This window comes from Methylobacterium sp. J-026, assembly GCF_022829585.1.
In the GTDB taxonomy this organism is placed as follows: domain Bacteria; phylum Pseudomonadota; class Alphaproteobacteria; order Rhizobiales; family Beijerinckiaceae; genus Methylobacterium.
Map to the genome: position 1 here is coordinate 1 of NZ_JAKSYC010000180.1, position 17311 is coordinate 17311.

At 69.5% G+C, this 17311-nt stretch carries 15 protein-coding genes; 9 read left to right on the forward strand and 6 right to left on the reverse strand.

Going from position 1 to position 17311, the window contains the following annotated elements; genetic code table 11:
* Positions 1-254: 254 nt before the first annotated feature.
* The 3 genes from fdxH to MKK69_RS16535 form a co-directional block, all read right to left on the reverse strand.
* Positions 255-1190: a formate dehydrogenase subunit beta gene (fdxH, locus tag MKK69_RS16525; RefSeq protein WP_243969524.1), complete on the reverse strand. Its 936-nt coding sequence runs from the start codon at positions 1188-1190 to the stop codon at positions 255-257.
* 13 nt (positions 1191-1203) lie between these two features.
* Positions 1204-4284 carry a formate dehydrogenase-N subunit alpha gene (gene fdnG, locus MKK69_RS16530; protein ID WP_243969526.1) on the reverse strand — a complete coding sequence of 1027 codons (3081 nt, stop codon included), beginning with the start codon at positions 4282-4284 and terminating at the stop codon, positions 1204-1206.
* Between the two features lie 156 nt (positions 4285-4440).
* A complete protein-coding gene (locus MKK69_RS16535) occupies positions 4441-4782 on the reverse strand; it encodes a hypothetical protein (RefSeq protein ID WP_243969529.1) in 342 nt (113 codons plus the stop codon).
* Positions 4783-4954: 172 nt separating this feature from the next.
* Between MKK69_RS16535 and MKK69_RS16540 the strand changes: the two genes are divergently transcribed.
* The 7 genes from MKK69_RS16540 (at position 4955) to MKK69_RS16570 (ending at position 10689) form a co-directional block, all read left to right on the forward strand.
* Positions 4955-5140 carry a hypothetical protein gene (locus MKK69_RS16540; RefSeq protein WP_243969530.1) on the forward strand — a complete coding sequence of 62 codons (186 nt, stop codon included), beginning with the start codon at positions 4955-4957 and terminating at the stop codon, positions 5138-5140.
* Between the two features lie 354 nt (positions 5141-5494).
* The gene (locus tag MKK69_RS16545; RefSeq protein ID WP_243969532.1) at positions 5495-6532 is read left to right on the forward strand and encodes a sulfate ABC transporter substrate-binding protein; all 1038 of its coding nucleotides are present in this window, start codon (positions 5495-5497) and stop codon (positions 6530-6532) included.
* An 11-nt stretch (positions 6533-6543) separates the two neighbouring features.
* The gene (gene cysT, locus MKK69_RS16550) at positions 6544-7398 is read left to right on the forward strand and encodes a sulfate ABC transporter permease subunit CysT (protein ID WP_243969534.1); all 855 of its coding nucleotides are present in this window, start codon (positions 6544-6546) and stop codon (positions 7396-7398) included.
* Positions 7391-8272, forward strand: a complete 882-nt coding sequence (cysW, locus tag MKK69_RS16555; RefSeq protein WP_243969536.1) for a sulfate ABC transporter permease subunit CysW — start codon at positions 7391-7393, stop codon at positions 8270-8272. Before cysT ends, cysW begins: the two co-directional genes overlap by 8 nt.
* A 70-nt stretch (positions 8273-8342) precedes the next feature.
* Positions 8343-9326 carry a sulfate/molybdate ABC transporter ATP-binding protein gene (locus MKK69_RS16560; RefSeq protein ID WP_243969538.1) on the forward strand — a complete coding sequence of 328 codons (984 nt, stop codon included), beginning with the start codon at positions 8343-8345 and terminating at the stop codon, positions 9324-9326.
* Positions 9327-9365: 39 nt separating this feature from the next.
* Complete coding sequence (locus MKK69_RS16565; RefSeq protein ID WP_243969540.1) at positions 9366-10412, forward strand: cysteine synthase A; 1047 nt, start codon at positions 9366-9368, stop codon at positions 10410-10412.
* 121 nt (positions 10413-10533) lie between these two features.
* Entirely contained in the window at positions 10534-10689 is a 156-nt protein-coding gene (locus tag MKK69_RS16570) for a hypothetical protein (protein WP_007563230.1), read from the forward strand.
* A 317-nt stretch (positions 10690-11006) separates the two neighbouring features.
* Here the strand turns inward: MKK69_RS16570 and MKK69_RS16575 are convergent, their stop codons facing one another.
* The gene (locus MKK69_RS16575; protein ID WP_243969542.1) at positions 11007-12413 is read right to left on the reverse strand and encodes a serine protease; all 1407 of its coding nucleotides are present in this window, start codon (positions 12411-12413) and stop codon (positions 11007-11009) included.
* A gap of 204 nt (positions 12414-12617) precedes the next feature.
* On the opposite strand from MKK69_RS16575, the gene MKK69_RS16580 reads away from it, so the two are divergent.
* Positions 12618-12794 carry a hypothetical protein gene (locus MKK69_RS16580; RefSeq protein ID WP_243969544.1) on the forward strand — a complete coding sequence of 59 codons (177 nt, stop codon included), beginning with the start codon at positions 12618-12620 and terminating at the stop codon, positions 12792-12794.
* A 30-nt stretch (positions 12795-12824) separates the two neighbouring features.
* Here MKK69_RS16580 and MKK69_RS16585 read toward each other — a convergent pair whose 3' ends face one another.
* Positions 12825-13142, reverse strand: coding sequence for an alkylphosphonate utilization protein (locus MKK69_RS16585; RefSeq protein WP_243969546.1), 318 nt, complete (start codon positions 13140-13142; stop codon positions 12825-12827).
* A 207-nt stretch (positions 13143-13349) separates the two neighbouring features.
* Positions 13350-14636, reverse strand: coding sequence for a crotonyl-CoA carboxylase/reductase (gene ccrA, locus MKK69_RS16590; RefSeq protein WP_243969548.1), 1287 nt, complete (start codon positions 14634-14636; stop codon positions 13350-13352).
* A gap of 556 nt (positions 14637-15192) precedes the next feature.
* On the opposite strand from ccrA, the gene MKK69_RS16595 reads away from it, so the two are divergent.
* Complete coding sequence (locus tag MKK69_RS16595) at positions 15193-17226, forward strand: protein meaA (RefSeq protein ID WP_243969550.1); 2034 nt, start codon at positions 15193-15195, stop codon at positions 17224-17226.
* Positions 17227-17311: the final 85 nt, after the last annotated feature.

The window sequence follows — 17311 nt, forward strand, 5'->3', positions numbered from 1 at the left end:
CGTCCGGCTGGGCCCGCTGCGTCATGCCCTTGTTTGTGGCGTCGATCGTCGCCTGGTCGTCTGGGGCTGGCTGCTCGATGTCATGGGTGTAGCGCGGGTAATTCATTCTTCGTGCCTGACGGGGCCGGCGCCGCGGCGCGGGGCGGCCGTTTCGTACAAGATAGGGTGGGGCGGCGGTGCCGTCTCCACCCGGTCGATTCCGGACCCGCGCGCGTTTCCCTCCCCCGCAGAGGGGGGAGGGAGACCGTCGCGTTTCAGTGCGGCCGGGCCTCGCCGCCACCGGTCTCCCGGCGCTTGGCCTCGTCGTACTCGACCGCCTCTTCCTCCTCCTCGGGCACGACCTCGTTCGGGCCGGCCGTGACGTAGTGGAAGAAGCCCGCCACCGCGGCGAAGCCCATCGCGGCGAGCCCGAACACCTTGGCGCCGCCCTTCCAGAAGGCGACCAGCGGCGAGATCTTCGGGTCGTTCGGCAGGCCGGCATAGAGGCTCGGCTGGTCGGCATGGTGCAGCACGTACATGACGTGCGTGCCGCCGACGCCGGCCGGGTCGTAGAGGCCGGCATGGGCGAAGCCGCGCGACTTCAGGTCCTCGACCCGAGTCTCCGCTTGCTCGATCATCGCCTGCTTGGTGCCGAACATGATCGAGCCGGTCGGGCAGGCCTTGGCACAGGCCGGGGCCTGACCGACCGCGACCCGGTCCGAGCACAGGGTGCACTTGTACGCCTTGTGGTCGGTCTGGCTGATCCGCGGGATGTTGAACGGGCAGCCCTTCACGCAGTAGCCGCAGCCGATGCAGTTCTCCTCGATGAAGTCGACGATGCCGTTGGAGTACTGCACGATCGCGCCCGGCGACGGGCAGGCCTTGAGGCAGCCCGGCTCGGTGCAGTGCATGCAGCCGTCCTTGCGGATCAGCCATTCGAGGTTCTGGGTCTCCGGGTTCTCGTACTCGGTGAACCGCATCAGGGTCCACGACTTCGGCGTGAGGTCGTGGGGGTTCTGGTAGCTGCCGGTGTTGACGCCGATGTCGTCGCGTAGGTCGTTCCACTCTTCGCAGGCCGATTGGCAGGCCTTGCAGCCGATGCACTTCGACACGTCGATGAGTTTTGCGACCTCCACCTGGCGGCGGATCTCCGGCGGCGTCTCCGTGGAGGCGGAGCGCTGGCGGATGTCGAGGGAGCTGTAGTCGGCCATGTGTCAGCTCCCCCTATGCGACCGCGTCCGACGGCGGCGTGGTCGGCTCGATATTCACGAGCCAGGCCTTGAACTCCGGCGTCTCGGTGTTCGCGTCGCCCACCACGGGTGTCAGCGAGTTCGGGTGCCATCCTTTCTTGGTCAGGCCCATGAAGCCCCAGTGCTGCGGGATGCCGACGACGTGGACGGGCTTGCCGTCGCAGATCAGCGGCTTGATCCGCTTGGTCACCATGGCCTTGGCCTTGAGCGAGCCGCGCTTCGACCAGACGCGGACCCATGAGCCCCTGGCGATGCCCTTCTCCTTGGCGAGTTCCTCGGAGATCTCCACGAACGCCTCCGGCTGGAGGATCGCGTTGATCCGGGCATGCTTGGTCCAACCGTGGAAGTGCTCGGTGAGCCGGTAGCTCGTCGCCGCGTAGGGAAACTCCTTCGCGTCGCCGAGATCGGCCAGGTCATCCTTGAAGATGCGGGCCGCGGGCGCGCCCTTGATCTTCGGGAACGGGATGTTGGCCACCGGCGATTCGAACGGCTCGTAGTGCGTCGGGAACGGCCCGTCGCGCATGAGACCCCGGGTCCACAGGCGGGCGACGCCCTCCTGGTTCAGGATGAACGGGCCGACGCCCTTATCGGGGGCGACGGTGACGCCGTAATCCGGCACGTCGAAGCCGATCCACTGCTTGCCGTTCCACTCGATGAGCTTCTTCTTCTCCGACCAGGGCTTGCCCTCGGGGTCGCAGGACGCCCGGTTGTAGAGCACGCGCCGGTTGGCGGGCCACGCGAAGGCCCAGTTCGGCGCGATGCCGCGGTCGCCGGGATCATTGTTGTCCCGGCGGGCCATCATGTTGCCCTTCTCGGTATAGCAGCCCGAGTAGATCCAGCACCCGCAGGCGGTGGTCCCGTCGTCCTTGAGCTGGGCGAAGCCGTCGACCTGCTTGCCCGCCGGGATGATGGTCCCGTTCAGGTCCGGGGTCGGCGCCAGGGTATAGCCGTTGAGTTCGCGGGCCAATTCCACGGGCGTCGGCGACTCCGACATCGCGTAGTCCCACTTCAGATTGACGATCGCGTCCGGGAACGCCCCGCCATCCTTCTTGTAGGCCTCCTTCATGCGGAGGAAGATCCCCGACATGATCTCGATGTCCGAGCGGCACTCGCCCGGCGCTTCCTGGGCCTGCCAGTGCCATTGCAGCCACCGGCTCGAGTTCGAGAGCGAGCCCTCCTCCTCCACGAACAGGGTGGTCGGAAGCTCGAACACCTCGGTCTGGATCTGGGTCGGATCGACGTCGTTGTACTCGCCGTGATTCTCCCAGAACCGGGCCGTCTCGGTCTTGAGCGGATCCATCACCACGATGAACTTCATCTTGGAGAAGGCTTCCGTCATCTTGGCGCGATTCGGGAACGACATCAGGGGGTTGAAGCCCTGGATGACGTAGCCGGTCATCTTGCCCTGCTTGGCGAGCTCGAACCCGCGCAGCACGTCGTAGGTCGCCACATCGAGCTTGGGCAGGTAGTCGTAGGCCCAGTCGTTCTCCTTCGTGGCGTAGTCGCCCCACATAGCCTTCTGAAACGAGACGAAGAACTTGTTGTAGTTCTGCCAGTAGCTGGTCTGCCCGGGACGCAGCGGCTTGAACTGCCGCTTGGCGGCGTAGCTCGCGTAATCGGGCTCCTTCTCCACCGGGATGTTCAGATAGCCGGGGATGAGGTTGCTCATCAGCCCGAGATCGGTCAGCCCCTGGATGTTGGAGTGGCCGCGCAGGGCCTGCATGCCGCCGCCGAGCATGCCGATATTGCCGAGCAGCGTCTGGACGATGCACATCGCCCGGATGTTCTGCGAGCCCTTGGAATGGTGCGTCCAGCCGAGCGCGTAGAGCGAGGCCATCGTCCGCTCCGGAGAGGACGTGGTCGCGATCATCTCGCAGACCTTCAGGAAGGTCTCCTTCGGCGAGCCGCAGATCCGCTCCACCATCTCCGGGGTGTAGATGGCGATGTGCTTCTTGAGGAGCTGCATGACGCAGCGCGGGTGCTGCATCGTCTCGTCGACCACGGCGTAGCCGTCGGGGCCGATCTCGTAGTCCCAGGTGGTCTTGTCGTAGTCGCGCTTGTCGGCGTCGTAGCCCGCGAACAGGCCCTCGCTAAAGTCGTAGCCCTCGCGGACCACGTACCCGGCGTTGCTGTAGGCGGAGACGTAGCGGTGCTGCAGCTTGTCGTTGTCGATCAGGTACTTCGCGACGCCCGACAGGAACGCGATGTCCGACCCCTGCCGGATCGGGCAGTACAGATCGGCCACCGAGGCCGTGCGGGTGAAGCGCGGATCGACGACGATCAGCTTGGCGTTGTTATGGGCCTTCGCCTCGACGACCCACTTGAAGCCGCAGGGATGCGCCTCGGCGGCATTGCCGCCCATCACGGTGATCACGTCCGCGTGCTTGATGTCCATCCAGAGGTTGGTCATCGCACCGCGTCCGAAGGAGGGCGCCAAACTGGCGACCGACGGACCGTGTCAAACCCTGGCCTGGTTGTCGAAGACCAGGGCCCCCATGCTTCGGACTGTCTTGTAGGTCAGCCAGGCCGTCTCGTTGGTGGTGGCCGAGGCGCCGAGGAAGCCCATCGTGGTCCAGCGGTTGACCGTGAGGTCGCCGTTCTTGGCCACGAAGTTCTTGTCCCGGTCCTCCTTCATGAGCTTCGCGATCCGGTCGAGGGCGAAGTCCCAGGAGACGCGCTTGAACTCCGAGGAGCCCGGGGCGCGGTGGAGCGGGTACTTGGTGCGGGTCTCGGCATGCACGAAGTCGAGCAGCGCCGAACCCTTCGGGCAAAGGGTGCCGCGGTTGACCGGATGATCCGGGTCGCCCTCGATATGCATCACCGAGGAGCGGGCGTTCTTCGAGCGGTCGCCGAGGCTGTAGAGAATCACGCCGCAGGCGACCGAGCAGTACGGGCAGGTGTTGCGGGTCTCGCGCATCTGCGCGAGCTTGAACGGCCGCACCGCGGCGGCCATGGCCGGTTCGAGGCCGCCGAACCCGAGCGCGCCGAGCGTGCCGCCCGCGAGGCCGGCGCCGGCCCCCCTGAGCAAGCCGCGCCTTGAGACCTGGACCGTCATCTCCGCCTCACAAAAAAGCGATCTGGTATAATTCCAGGGTGTCCCAAAAAAGCGTGCGCGAGGCAAGTGCGGTTGCGTGACACAGCATCCGATCCTGTCCCGGATGAAGCGGCACGTTTCCCCGGTCCGGTATCATCCTCCGGGGAAACGGTTTTTTTACTTGCTCGGAATCGCGGGATTGGTTCCCGAAGGCCCCGCGGTCCGGTGTTCCAGGGGCGCCTGCGGCTCGGTGGCGGAGGAGCTGCCCGTTTCGGCCTTCGGGACCGGACGGTCGGCATTCTCCTTGGTCGACTGGCCGCCGGGATCCGGCGCGTCCTTGGCGGCCGATTGTTCCCGGGGCACGGGGGCCTGGCTCCAGCCGTCCTGGGCGCTCCGGGACTTGTCGCCCATCGCGTCGACGCCCTTGATCTCCCCGGGCTTCGTCTGGGCCAGGCACGGCGATCCGGCCATGACCGCCACCAGAAATACCAACGTCGTCAACGGGATCGGGCGGGACACGGGCGGCTCCGGGCAGCGGGATTGTCAAAGGTGGGCAACGTGTCCCCGGCGGCGCCAGTTCCGGCCTGCGACACCGCCCCGGCGGTCGGCGCGCCCCGCCCGGCCGGAGGAGACTTGTCCTTAACCAAGCTTTGCCATTCTGGTCCGGAGCCGATGCCAGGATGTCCCGATCATGTCGAAGCCGCATCCCGAGCGTCCATCCCCGCCCGGACCGGCCGCGCGCGCGACGCCCCTTCCCACCGGAATCCGGCGCCACCTCGGCCAGAACCTGCGTGTCTACTACGCGGAGGCCCTCGCGGCCCCGGTGACGCAGCGCCTGGAAGCGCTCATCGCCCAGCTCACCAAGCCGAAGGTCTGATCCGGACCGAAATTTTACAGGCGCGCTCGGACGAGCGGGCTCGTCACGCCCGGCAGGCGGACCTGCGGGCAAGATCGGTGTGCGCCACCACACAAGAGATCGTTCGTTCTATGGAACCCGCCGAGACGTCATGTTTCTTCCCCTTGATCCGATCTTGGGAGAAGATCCATGCCTTCTAGCCGGCTACACCCCTGACGACGCTTGCCTTTCTAACGGTCTCCCGGATTCTTCCCACCGCAGGGCATCGGGCATTTCCGCGGCTGGACTTGACTTCGTTCGATAAAACGAACGATTTCTGGCTCTTCGGGGGGCGACCCCTGCATCGCAACCGCGAATGGCCGGGGATCGGACGGGATGACGTACGCTGCGGGTCGAAGCCGAATCGTCCGGGCGGTCGCCCTGTCCCTGCTGGCCGGGGCCGGCCTGTGGACCGGCCCGCACCCGGCCGCCGCCGAGACCGCCCTGCTCAACGTCTCCTACGACCCGACCCGTGAGCTCTACCGGGAGATCAACGCGGTCTTCGCCGAGGAGTGGAAGGCCAAGACCGGGGAGGCGATCACGGTCCGCGCCTCCCACGGCGGCTCGGGGGCGCAGGCGCGCACGGTGATCGACGGCGTCGATGCCGACGTGGTCACCCTGGGCATCCCCTCGGACATCGACGCCATCGCCCGGCTCACCCACAAGATCCCGGAGGATTGGCGGACCAAGCTCCCCAACGAGGGCGTGGCCTACACCTCGACGGTGGTGTTCCTGGTCCGCAAGGGCAACCCGAAGGGCGTCAAGGACTGGGCCGACCTCGCCAAGCCCGACGTGAAGGTGATCACCCCGAACCCGAAGACCTCGGCGGGCGGGCGCTGGAACTTCCTGGCGGCCTGGGGCTACGCCTACGGTCAGGACAAGGACGCCGCCAAGGCCGACGCCTTCGTGGGGCAGATCTACAGGAACGTGCCGGTGCTCGACACGGGGGCGCGCGGCTCGACCGTGACCTTCGCCCAGCGCGGCCTCGGCGACGTGCTGCCGACCTGGGAGAACGAGGCCTATCTGGTGCTCCAGGAGTTCGGCGCCGACAAGTTCGACATCGTCTCGCCGCCGAGCTCGATCTACGCCGAGCCGCCGGTGGCCCTCGTGGCGGTGAACGCCGAGCGCAAGGGCACCACCAAGGCCGCCCAGGCCTATCTGGACTTCCTCTACACCGACCGCGCCCAGGCGATCTTCGCCAAGCACCATTATCGGCCGATCAAGCGGGACGCGGCGGCGCCCGCCGACCTCGCCCAGCTCCCCGAGATCAAGCTGTTCAAGATCGAGGACCTGCAGGGCTCCTGGGACGAGATCCAGAAGCGGAACTTCGACGCCGGCGGCCTGTTCGACCGCTTGAGCCGCGCCGGCCGCTGAGGCTCCGGACCATGGTCGAGACGCCGCGTCGCAAACGCACCTTCCGCCGGCCGAGCGTGATCCCGGGCTTCGGGATCAGCTTCGGCTACACGCTGACCTGCCTCGGGCTGATCGTGCTGCTGCCGCTCGCCGGGCTGGTCGCCAAGGCCTCGGGGCTCGGGCTCTCGGGGATCTGGGGGGTCGCCACCGATCCGCGGGTGGCGAGCGCCCTGCGGATCAGCTTCGGCGTCTCGGCGCTCGCCGCCCTCGTGGCCTCCGTGTTCGGCTTCCTGGTCGCCTGGGTGCTGACCCGCTACCGCTTCCCGGGCCGCAAGCTCGTCGACGCGGCGGTGGACCTGCCCTTCGCCCTTCCGACCGCGGTCGCCGGCATCGCGCTGGCCTCGCTCTATGCGCCGGACGGGCTCGTCGGCGCGCCCCTGGCCCGGCTCGGCATCCAGGCGGCCTACACCCCGGTGGGCATCTTCATCGCCATGGTGTTCATCGGCCTGCCCTTCGCGGTGCGGACCGTGCAGCCGCTGATCGCCGAGATCGACAAGGAGATCGAGGAGGCCTCCGCAACCCTGGGCGCCACGCGGATCGTCACCTTGACCAAGGTCGTGCTGCCGCCGCTGATCCCGGCGGTGCTCACCGGCTTCGCGCTCGCCTTCGCCCGGGGGGTCGGCGAGTACGGCTCGATCATCTTCATCGCCGGCAACCTGCCCTACGTGTCGGAGATCGCGCCGCTGCTGATCGTGATCAAGCTCTCCGAGTTCGACTATGGCGGGGCGGCGGCGATCGCCACGATCATGCTCGGGATCTCGTTCCTGACGCTGCTCGCCATCAACCTCATCCAGACCTGGTCACGGCGGCGGTTCGGCTATGTCTGAGATCTTCTCCCCGGCCTACGTGCCGTCGGCCAAGCCGGACTCGGTCGCCTCCGAGGGGGCGGCCACCCGCGCGGTCCTGATCGGGATCGCCGTGGCGTTCCTGGCGCTGTTCCTGGTGCTGCCGCTGATCGCGGTCTTCACCCAGGCCCTGTCCCACGGGCTGGCCGCCTTCCTGGACGCGTTCCGGGAGCCGGACGTCTGGAGCGCGATCCGCCTGACGCTGACGGTGGCGGCGATCGCGGTGCCGTTCAACGTGGTGTTCGGGCTCGCCGCCTCCTGGGCGATCGCCAAGTTCGAGTTCCCCGGGAAATCCCTGCTGATCACCTTGATCGACCTGCCCTTCTCGGTCTCGCCGGTGGTCTCGGGGCTGATCTACGTGCTGCTGTTCGGTTCCCAGGGCCTGTTCGGCGGATTCCTGCTCGATCACGGCATCGAGGTGCTGTTCGCCCTGCCGGGGATCGTGCTGGCTACGGTATTCGTGACCTTCCCGTTCGTCGCCCGGGAACTGATCCCGCTGATGCAGGAGCAGGGCACCGCCGAGGAGGAGGCGGCGCTGACGCTCGGCGCCTCGGGCCTGCACGCGTTCCGCACGGTGACGCTGCCCAACATCCGCTGGGGCCTGCTCTACAGCGTGCTCCTCTGCAATGCCCGGGCGATGGGCGAATTCGGGGCGGTCTCGGTGGTGTCGGGCCACATCCGCGGCCTGACCAACACCATCCCGCTCCACGTGGAGATCCTCTACAATGAGTACAACTTCGTCGCCGCCTTCGCCGTCGCTTCGCTCCTTGCCGCCCTTGCCCTCATCACCCTCGTCCTCAAATCCGTCCTCGAATGGCGCTTCTCAGGCGAGCTCGCGGGCGGCCGGGCGCACTGACGCCCCCTCGGACCGCCCGTCGACGGCGATCCGGGTCGAGACCGTCTCGAAGACCTTCGACACGGCGGCGGTGCTGCACGACCTGTCCCTCGACGTGCGGGCGGGGGAGCTGATCGGCCTGCTCGGCCCCTCGGGTTCCGGCAAGACGACGCTGCTGCGGATCATCGCGGGGCTCGACGCGCCGGACCGGGGCCGGATCCTGTTCGGCGGCGACGACGCCACCGGCCTGCCCGTGCAGGAGCGGGCGGTCGGCTTCGTGTTCCAGCACTACGCCCTGTTCAAGCATATGAGCGTGGCCGACAACATCGCCTACGGGCTGAACGCGCGCCGCCGGGCCGACCGGCCGGCCAGGCCTGAGATCAAGCGCCGGGTTGGCGACCTCCTCGATCTGATCCGGCTCTCCGGCTTCGGCGACCGCTATCCGTCGCAGCTCTCGGGCGGCCAGCGCCAGCGGGTGGCGCTCGCCCGGGCGCTCGCGGTCGAGCCCCGGGTGCTGCTGCTGGACGAGCCCTTCGGGGCGCTGGACGCCCAGGTGCGAAAAGACCTGCGCCGCTGGCTGCGGGAGATCCACGACCGCACCGGCCAGACCACGATCTTCGTGACCCACGACCAGGACGAGGCCCTGGAGCTGTCCGACCGGGTGGCGGTGCTCGACCACGGGCGCCTCGAGCAGGTCGGCACCCCCGACGAGGTGCAGGAGCACCCGGCCTCCGCCACCGTGATGAAGTTTTTGGGGGATTCCGTCGAGGTCGAGGCCATCGCCGAGGGCGGCCGCGTCCTGGTGCGGGGCCGGGAGACGCCGGTGGTCGCGCCCGCCGGGGTGATCGGCCCGGTCAAGCTCTACGTGCGCCCCTGGCAGCTGCAGCTCGCCGAGCCCGAGGCCGCGCATCTCACCGGCACCGTGCGCAGCTCCTACCGGACGCAGGGACGCCAGCGGATCGAGGTGGCCGATGCCGAGGGGCACCTGCTCGCCGTGGAGGATTTCGACGGCGTGCGCTACCCGGCCGGGCACCCGGTGGGCCTGCGGATCAACGGGGGGCATGTGTTCGGGTGACGCTCGCCAGCCCCGGTGCACCTGCCTAGGTTCCCGCCCATGACCGAACCGAATCGCACCGCTCCGGATGTCCTCGCCGCCATCGGCGGCACGCCGCTGATCCGCCTGCGCCGGGCCTCCGAGGCGACCGGCTGCGAGATTCTTGGGAAGGCCGAGTTCCTCAATCCCGGCCTGTCGGTGAAGGACCGCGCCGCGCTCGCCATCGTGCGGGACGCGGAGGCGCGGGGCCTGATCCGGCCGGGCGGCACCATCGTGGAGGGCACCGCCGGCAATACCGGCATCGGCCTCGCCCTGGTGGCGTCGGTGCGCGGCTACCGGACGCTGATCGTCATTCCGGTCACCCAGTCCGAGGAGAAGAAGCAGACCCTGCGGCTCGCGGGGGCGCGCCTCGTCGAGGTGCCGGCCGTACCCTTCGCCAACCCGAACAACTACGTCCACGTCGCCCGACGGCTCGCGGATAAGCTCGCCGCCACGGAACCGGCGGGTGCCTTCTTCGCCGACCAGTTCGACAATGTCGCCAACCGGCAGGCCCATGTGGACGGCACCGGCCCGGAGATCTGGGCGCAGACCGGCGGCCGGGTCGACGGCTTCACCTGCGCGGCCGGGACCGGGGGCACGCTGGCCGGCACCGCCGAGGCCCTGCGCGCCCGCAATCCGCAGGTGAAGATCGCCCTCTCGGACCCGGAGGGCTCGGCCCTCTACGCCCACTACACGACCGGCACCCTGAAGGCCGAGGGGTCTTCGATCACCGAGGGGATCGGCCAGGGCCGCATCACGCGGAACCTCGACGGCTTCACCCCGGATCATGCCTTCCGCATCCCGGACCGCGAGGCGCTGGACATCGTGTTCGGCCTGATGCGGGAGGAGGGGCTGTCGCTGGGCGGCTCCTCGGGGATCAACGTCGCCGGGGCGATCCGGCTGGCCCGGGAACTCGGGCCCGGCCACACCGTGGTGACGATCCTGTGCGACGGGGCGGCGCGCTACGCCTCGAAGCTGTTCAACCCGGCCTTCCTGACGGAGCGGAACCTGCCGGTGCCGGGCTGGCTCGACGCGCCCGGGGACGCGCTGCCGGACTGGCACGCCTGAGACCCGGGCGCCCATCCGAAACTTTCCTCACAAAAGCGTGGCGCGGGGTTGAACGGAACGGAATGTCGCAGCGTTTGAACGGTCACGCTCGCATCAGCGCGACCGTCCGGAGAGTTCGACCATGTCCCTCGTCACCATCCTCCTCATCATCCTGATCATCCTGGCCTTCGGTGGCGGCGGCTTCCTCGGCGGCGGCGCCTATCGCGGTCCCGGCTTCGGCCTCGGCGGCATCCTGCTCATCGTGCTGATCGTCCTGCTGGTCACCGGCCGGCTGTAATCCGCGGGCCGTTGCCCGAAGCCTCACCCCGAAAGACGGCCTCCGGCGTTCGGGGTGAGGCGGATCGAGGGACGAAGGCATCGTCCCGATCGCGATTTCGCGGGACGGTGCGCCGGCGCCGCTCCCGAACGTGCCGGACCACGGTCGTCGACCTTGCGATGACGGAATGGACCGCCGTTCGGCATCCCACCCCGACCGCCCTTCGCCGGGGGCGCTGGAGCGCAGCGGAGGCCCCGAAGCCGGGCGCGGGCTGGATGGCCACGGTGCTCAAGCCAAGGGTCCCCAAGCCTCGCGCCTGACCGCGCCCTCGGGAGACGCTAGCGGCAGGCGATGCCCACCACCGCCCGCGCCACCGCCCCGGGGCCGCCGTCCTGAAGCGGCTTCGCCTCGGCGATGCCCTGGGCGGCGAGGAACGGGCCGATCGCCCGGACCGGCACCAGCGGCAGGCGCGCCGGGGGCACGATCCCGGCGACCCGGCGCGGCGCCGCGGGATAGCGGGCGACCAGCCCGACGAGCCGACCGGACCGGTCGAGCACCGGCGCGCCGGCCGAGCCCGGCTGGAGGGCCGCGATCACGTCGCCCCCGGCCGCGCTCCCGGGTGCGGCCCCGATTCCGTCCGGGCCGGGGGCGAGGGCGATCAAGCCGTCCTCGGTCCCGACCGGCTCGACCCGCCCTGCGGGCCGGAGCGGGGCGGGGGCCCCCGGCGCGTCGAGGAGCGCGAGACCAGCCGGGTCGGCGGCGAGCGTCCGGGCCGGCGCGCCCCCGATGCGGGGCGCGGCGCAGCCCTCCAGGACCGCGGCGGCCGTGAGCACGCGGCCCGGCGCCACCGTGAGACCGGCCCCCGCGCTGGAGACCTCCTGTGCCGGGGCAGGGCCGGCCTCGGGCCGGGCCGGAGCCGGTCGGGCCGTCGCAGCGCCCGGATCGGTCGGCACCGCGGCGGCCTCCGGGAACGGCGCGAAGGCGTTCGCCACCGCGATCACGAGGCGGTCGACCTCCGGCGCCAGGGCCCGGTCGTAGCCGAACAGGAAGCCGCGCACGCCCGCCGGCCCGGCGGCGTAGCGGATATAGGACCGGCCGGTCCCGGTCTCGGCGGTGACCACCACGCTGTCCGGCCGCCGCAGCCTGTAGGTGACCTTGCGGCTCGGCAGCGGCGCGGTGGCCTTCTCGAACAGGCTGTCCAGGGTCTCGGTCCCCGGCGGGTAGGCCCGGGTCTCCAGGGTCACGCGGCCGTCCTGGCTCTGCCAGCGGGTCCCCGAGGGGAGGGCGGTGCGCTTCGCCAGCAGGCGCTCGGGCACGCCCATCACCGCGCCGCTGCCGGGATCCACGGCGACCCGGAAGCGCGCCGCAGCCCTGGCCGCGGCGCCGGCCGCCAGGAGCGCTGCCCGCCCGCGCGGATCGAGGGGGTCGGCCCCGCCGGCGCGGGTCCGGTAGGCGTCGAGCGCCTCGAAGGTCCGCCGCCCGAACGCCCCCGAGACCACGGCGTTGAAGTCGCCGGTCCAGACCAGGGCCTCCTGGACGGCCCTGCGCTCCGCCTCGGGCAGGGCCTCGAACCCCGCCTTCGCCGCCTCGAAGGCGGGATCGACCGGTGCCCCGGCCGCCGGCGCAGCCCGGGGCGGGACCGGCCGGGCCTGGGCTTGGGCCTGGGCTTGGGCGGCGGCGAGGAGGCCGGCGAGCAGCACCGTCGCGCCCCGGATCCCGTCCAGCCACGATCCGCCCGAATCCATGTTCGCCCCCGATCCAACGGCCCGATCCTGGCAGAGGCCGATGCGGCAGGCCAGATCGCACCGTTTCGATCCCCGCCGACGCTGTGCCACCGTGCGTCCCCCGCCGCGATGCGCTACAGGGCGCCTGTCCGGCCCCGGGCGGCGGCCGGACACCCGAATCGGCCTAGGGGCCGCGCGACGCCGCCACGGTTCGAGGGAGCCGGCATGAGCGAGACGAACAACACCTTCAAGAAGGCGCCCAAGCGCAAGGCCGCCAAGGGCAAGAGCATCAGCGTCTCCCCGGAGATGCGGCAGGCCTATGCCGACCTGATCCAGGAGCGGGCGGAGAAGCAGGAGGTCTACGGGCGCCACCTGCCGCAGGACGAGCCGCGCAAGCGTTAGGCGCACCGCCGCATTCCGCCCGCGGCGGCCTCAGCGCTTGCGCACGAACTCGGTGCGCAGGACGAGGCCCTTGATGGTGTCGTGGCGGCAGTCGATCTCCTCCGGATCGTCCGTGAGCCGGATCGACCGGATGACCGTGCCCTGCTTCAGGGTCTGGTTGGCGCCCTTGACCTTGAGGTCCTTGATCAGGGTCACGGAATCGCCGTCGGCGAGGATGGTACCGGCCGCGTCGCGGACCGCCACCGTCTCGGGGGCCGCCACCGTCTCGGGGGCCGCGCCCGCCGCCCCCGGCGGCAGCCACTCGCCGGTGGCCTCGTCGTACACGTAAGTCTCGTCGTCGCCCGTCAAATCCTCAGCCCCCGGGTTCGGTTCGGGGCAGGGTCCGGTCAGGATCTCGCAGGCCCGTCATCCGCGCGTCCCCACGCACCGAGCCAGTCGCCGAGTCGGCGGGGGACGGACGAGCTTAGCCGATCGGGCGCCCCGGGCGCGAGCCCGCACTTGCATCGGGCGCGGGGCCCGCACTGGCCAGGCGCGCCGCCCCCGGGGCCGGGCGGGCTACCGCTTGAGCGGCCCGGCCTCGATCACGTCCTCGACGGTCCGCAGACCGGCGCGGGGCGAGTTGACCAGGCAGGCCATGTTGCCCGGCGGGTGCAGGTTCTTCCACATCTTGGTGTGGGCCTGGGGGATCTTGTCCCAGGGGAACACCTCGCTCATGCACGGGTCGATCCGCCGGTCGAGCACGAACTGGTTGGCCGAGGACGCCTGCTTGAGATGGGCGAAGTGCGAGCCCTGGATCCGCTTCTGCCGCATCCAGACGTAGCGGGCGTCGAAGGTGATGTTGAAGCCGGTCGTGCCGGCGCAGAACACCACCATGCCGCCGCGCTTCACCACCAGCGCCGAGACCGGGAAGGTCGCCTCGCCGGGATGCTCGAACACGATGTCGACATCCTGCTTGCCGGTGATCTCCCAGATCGCCTTGCCGAATTTCCGCGCCTCTTTCGTCCAGGCGTGAAATTCAGGGGAGTTCACCTTCGGAAGCTGACCCCAGCAGTCGAAGTCTTTCCGGTTGATGACGCCCTTGGCGCCGAGGCTCATCACGTAGTCGCGCTTCGACTCGTCCGAGATCACCGCGATGGCGTTGGCGCCGGAGGCCGCGCAGAGCTGGACGCCGAACACGCCGAGGCCGCCGGAGGCGCCCCAGATCAGCACGTTCTGGCCCGGACGGACCGTGTGCGGCGCGTGGCCGAACAGCATGCGGTAGGCCGTGGCGAGCGTCAGCGTGTAGCAGGCCGCCTCCTCCCAGGTCAGGTGCTTGGGCCGGTGCATCAGCTGGCGCGACTGCACCCGGCAGAACTGCGCGAAGGAGCCGTCGCCGGTCTCGTAGCCCCAGATCCGCTGGGTCGGCGAGAACATCGGGTCGCCGCCGTTGCACTCCTCGTCGTCGCCGTCGTCCTGGTTGCAATGGACGATGACCTCGTCGCCGACCTTCCAGCGCTTCACCTTGGCGCCGACCTTCCAGACGATGCCCGACGCGTCCGAGCCGGCGATGTGGTATTCGCCCTTGTGCACGTCGAAGGGCGAGATCGGCTCGCCGAGGCCGGCCCAGACGCCGTTGTAGTTGACGCCCGCCGCCATGACGTAGACCAGCACCTCGTCGTCGCCGATCTCCCAGACCGGCAGCACTTCGAGCTGGTGGGACTGCTCCGGGGGCCCGTGGCGCTCGCGCCGGATCGCCCAGGCATACATCTTGGCCGGCACGTGACCCAGCGGCGGGATCTCGCCCATCTCGTAGAGGTCCTTGACCTCGCCGGTTGCCGGACCGACCGCAGCGCTCGCCGCCATCTCGCTCTCCTCTCGTCCCGCGTGGTTCTTGAAGGCCGCGGTTCTCCCCCGCGCTATAGCGGCGATGCCGAAGGTGTCCAAGTGGGCCGAAAGTCGAAACCGAAGGGTTTCCGCCAGGAAAAAGGCCCCGGCACAGGGACGGCGCCCGCGTATTCAAATTCGGCTTTTCGGCAGGCCAAGTATTATTCCGCGCCGGCCTTGCGGGTGTCGGGTCCGAGACCTTGCGCCGCCCAGGAACCGAAGATCGGGTGGACTTTATACCAGCGATCGATCCTCCGCTCCGGGATCGGGGGTGGACGATCGCCCAACGGGGTGATTCCAGCCTTCGCGCGCCGCCGGCTCGCGTATCGGGACCGACTGCCCGGCCCTGGACGGATCGAAGACCGAAGAGGGCCCTCAAATCAGGCTGTCCGGGCGGGCAAGTTTTTTAAAGGCCGGCCGGGACCCGCGGGAGCGACTTGCACGTCTGTCCCGGATGACGCGTCGCCAAGGCTTCGCTACGGTGGCCGCAAGACCGCGCCCCGCGCGCGGACATAAGATCATATGGAGGCGAGGGATGGGCGCGAACGTCGCGGAGACCAAGAGCGACAAGTCGAGCCGCGACAAGCCCTGGATCATCCGCACCTATGCGGGCCATTCCAACGCGGCCGAATCCAACGCGCTCTATCGGGGCAATCTCGCCAAGGGCCAGACCGGCCTGTCGGTGGCCTTCGACCTGCCGACCCAGACCGGCTACGATCCCGACCACGAATTGGCGCGCGGCGAGGTCGGCAAGGTCGGCGTCTCGATCGCGCATCTCGGCGACATGCGGACCCTGTTCCAGGACATCCCGCTCGCCCAGATGAACACCTCGATGACCATCAACGCCACGGCCCCGTGGCTGCTGGCGCTCTACCTGGCGGTGGCCGAGGAGCAGGGCGCGCCGTTCGACGCCCTCCAGGGCACGACCCAGAACGACATCATCAAGGAATACCTGTCGCGCGGCACCTACGTGTTCCCACCCGCGCCGAGCCTGCGGCTCACCAAGGACGTGATCCTCTTCACCACGAAGACCGTGCCGAAGTGGAACCCGATGAATGTCTGCTCCTACCACCTGCAGGAGGCGGGGGCGACGCCGGTCCAGGAGCTGTCCTACGCGCTCGCGATCGCCATCGCGGTGCTCGACACGGTGCGCGACGACCCCGAATTCGACGAAAAGAGTTTTTCCGACGTGTTCGGGCGGATCTCGTTCTTCGTGAACGCCGGGCTGCGGTTCGTCACCGAGATTTGCAAGATGCGGGCCTTCGCCGAACTCTGGGACGAGATCGCGCAGGAACGCTACGGTATCGACGACCCGAAGAAGCGCATCTTTCGGTATGGCGTTCAGGTCAACAGCCTCGGACTGACGGAACAGCAGCCCGAGAACAACGTCCACCGCATCCTGATCGAGATGCTGGCCGTGACCCTGTCCAAGCGCGCCCGCGCCCGGGCCGTGCAGCTGCCGGCCTGGAACGAGGCGCTCGGCCTGCCGCGCCCCTGGGACCAGCAATGGTCCATGCGCATGCAGCAGATCCTGGCCTTCGAGACCGATCTTTTGGAATATGACGATATCTTCGACGGCTCGAAGGTCATCGAGGCCAAGGTCGAGGCTCTGAAGGCCGAGACCCGGGCCGAACTGGAGCGGATCGGCGGCATCGGCGGCGCGGTCGCGGCGGTGGAGACCGGGGCGCTCAAGCGGGCGCTGGTGGAATCGAATGCCCGGCGGATCTCGGCGATCGAGGCCGGCGAGCAGATCGTGGTCGGCGTCAACAAGTGGCAGCAGGGCGAGCCCTCGCCGCTCACCGCCGGGGAGGGGGCGATTTTTTCCGTCTCCGAGACGGTGGAGATGGAGGCGCAGGGCCGGATCCGCGAGTGGCGCAGCAAGCGCGACGACCGGGCCGTCGGCCAGGCGCTGGACGCCCTGGAGCAGGCGGCGCGCTCCGGCGCCAACATCATGCCGCCCTCGATCGCGGCCGCGAAGGCCGGGGTCACCACGGGCGAGTGGGGCGAGCGCCTGCGGCAGGTCTTCGGCGAGTACCGGGCGCCCACCGGGGTGAGCATGGAGACGGTCTCCGCCGGGGCCGCCGAGGAGGCCAAGCTCCTGATCGCCGATCTCGGCGAGCGCCTGGGCGAGACGCCCAAGCTCGTGGTCGGCAAGCCCGGGCTCGACGGCCACTCGAACGGCGCCGAGCAGATCGCGCTGCGCGCCCGGGACGTCGGCTTCGACGTCACCTACGACGGCATCCGCCAGACGCCCGCCGAGATCGTCGCCAAGGCGAAGGAGACCGGCGCCCACGTGGTCGGCCTGTCGATCCTGTCGGGCAGCCACGTGCCGCTGGTGCGCGAGGTCCGGGCCCAGATGCGGGAGGCGGGGCTCGACCACATCCCCGTGGTGGTCGGCGGCATCATCTCGCCCGAGGACGAGTTGGTCCTGAAGAACATGGGCGTGCGCGCGGTCTACACGCCCAAGGACTACGCCATCGACCAGATCATGGTCGGGCTGGCCAAGGTGGTGGAGAAGAGCCTGGAGCGCCGGGACGACCGGCCGCGGGCGGATGCGCAGGTCTACTGAACCGGGCGACGCGCAAGGCGAATCGCGTCTCGATCGCGCATCGAACAAGGCGGAGCAGGGGGGCGGCGACGCAGCGGCGTGAAGC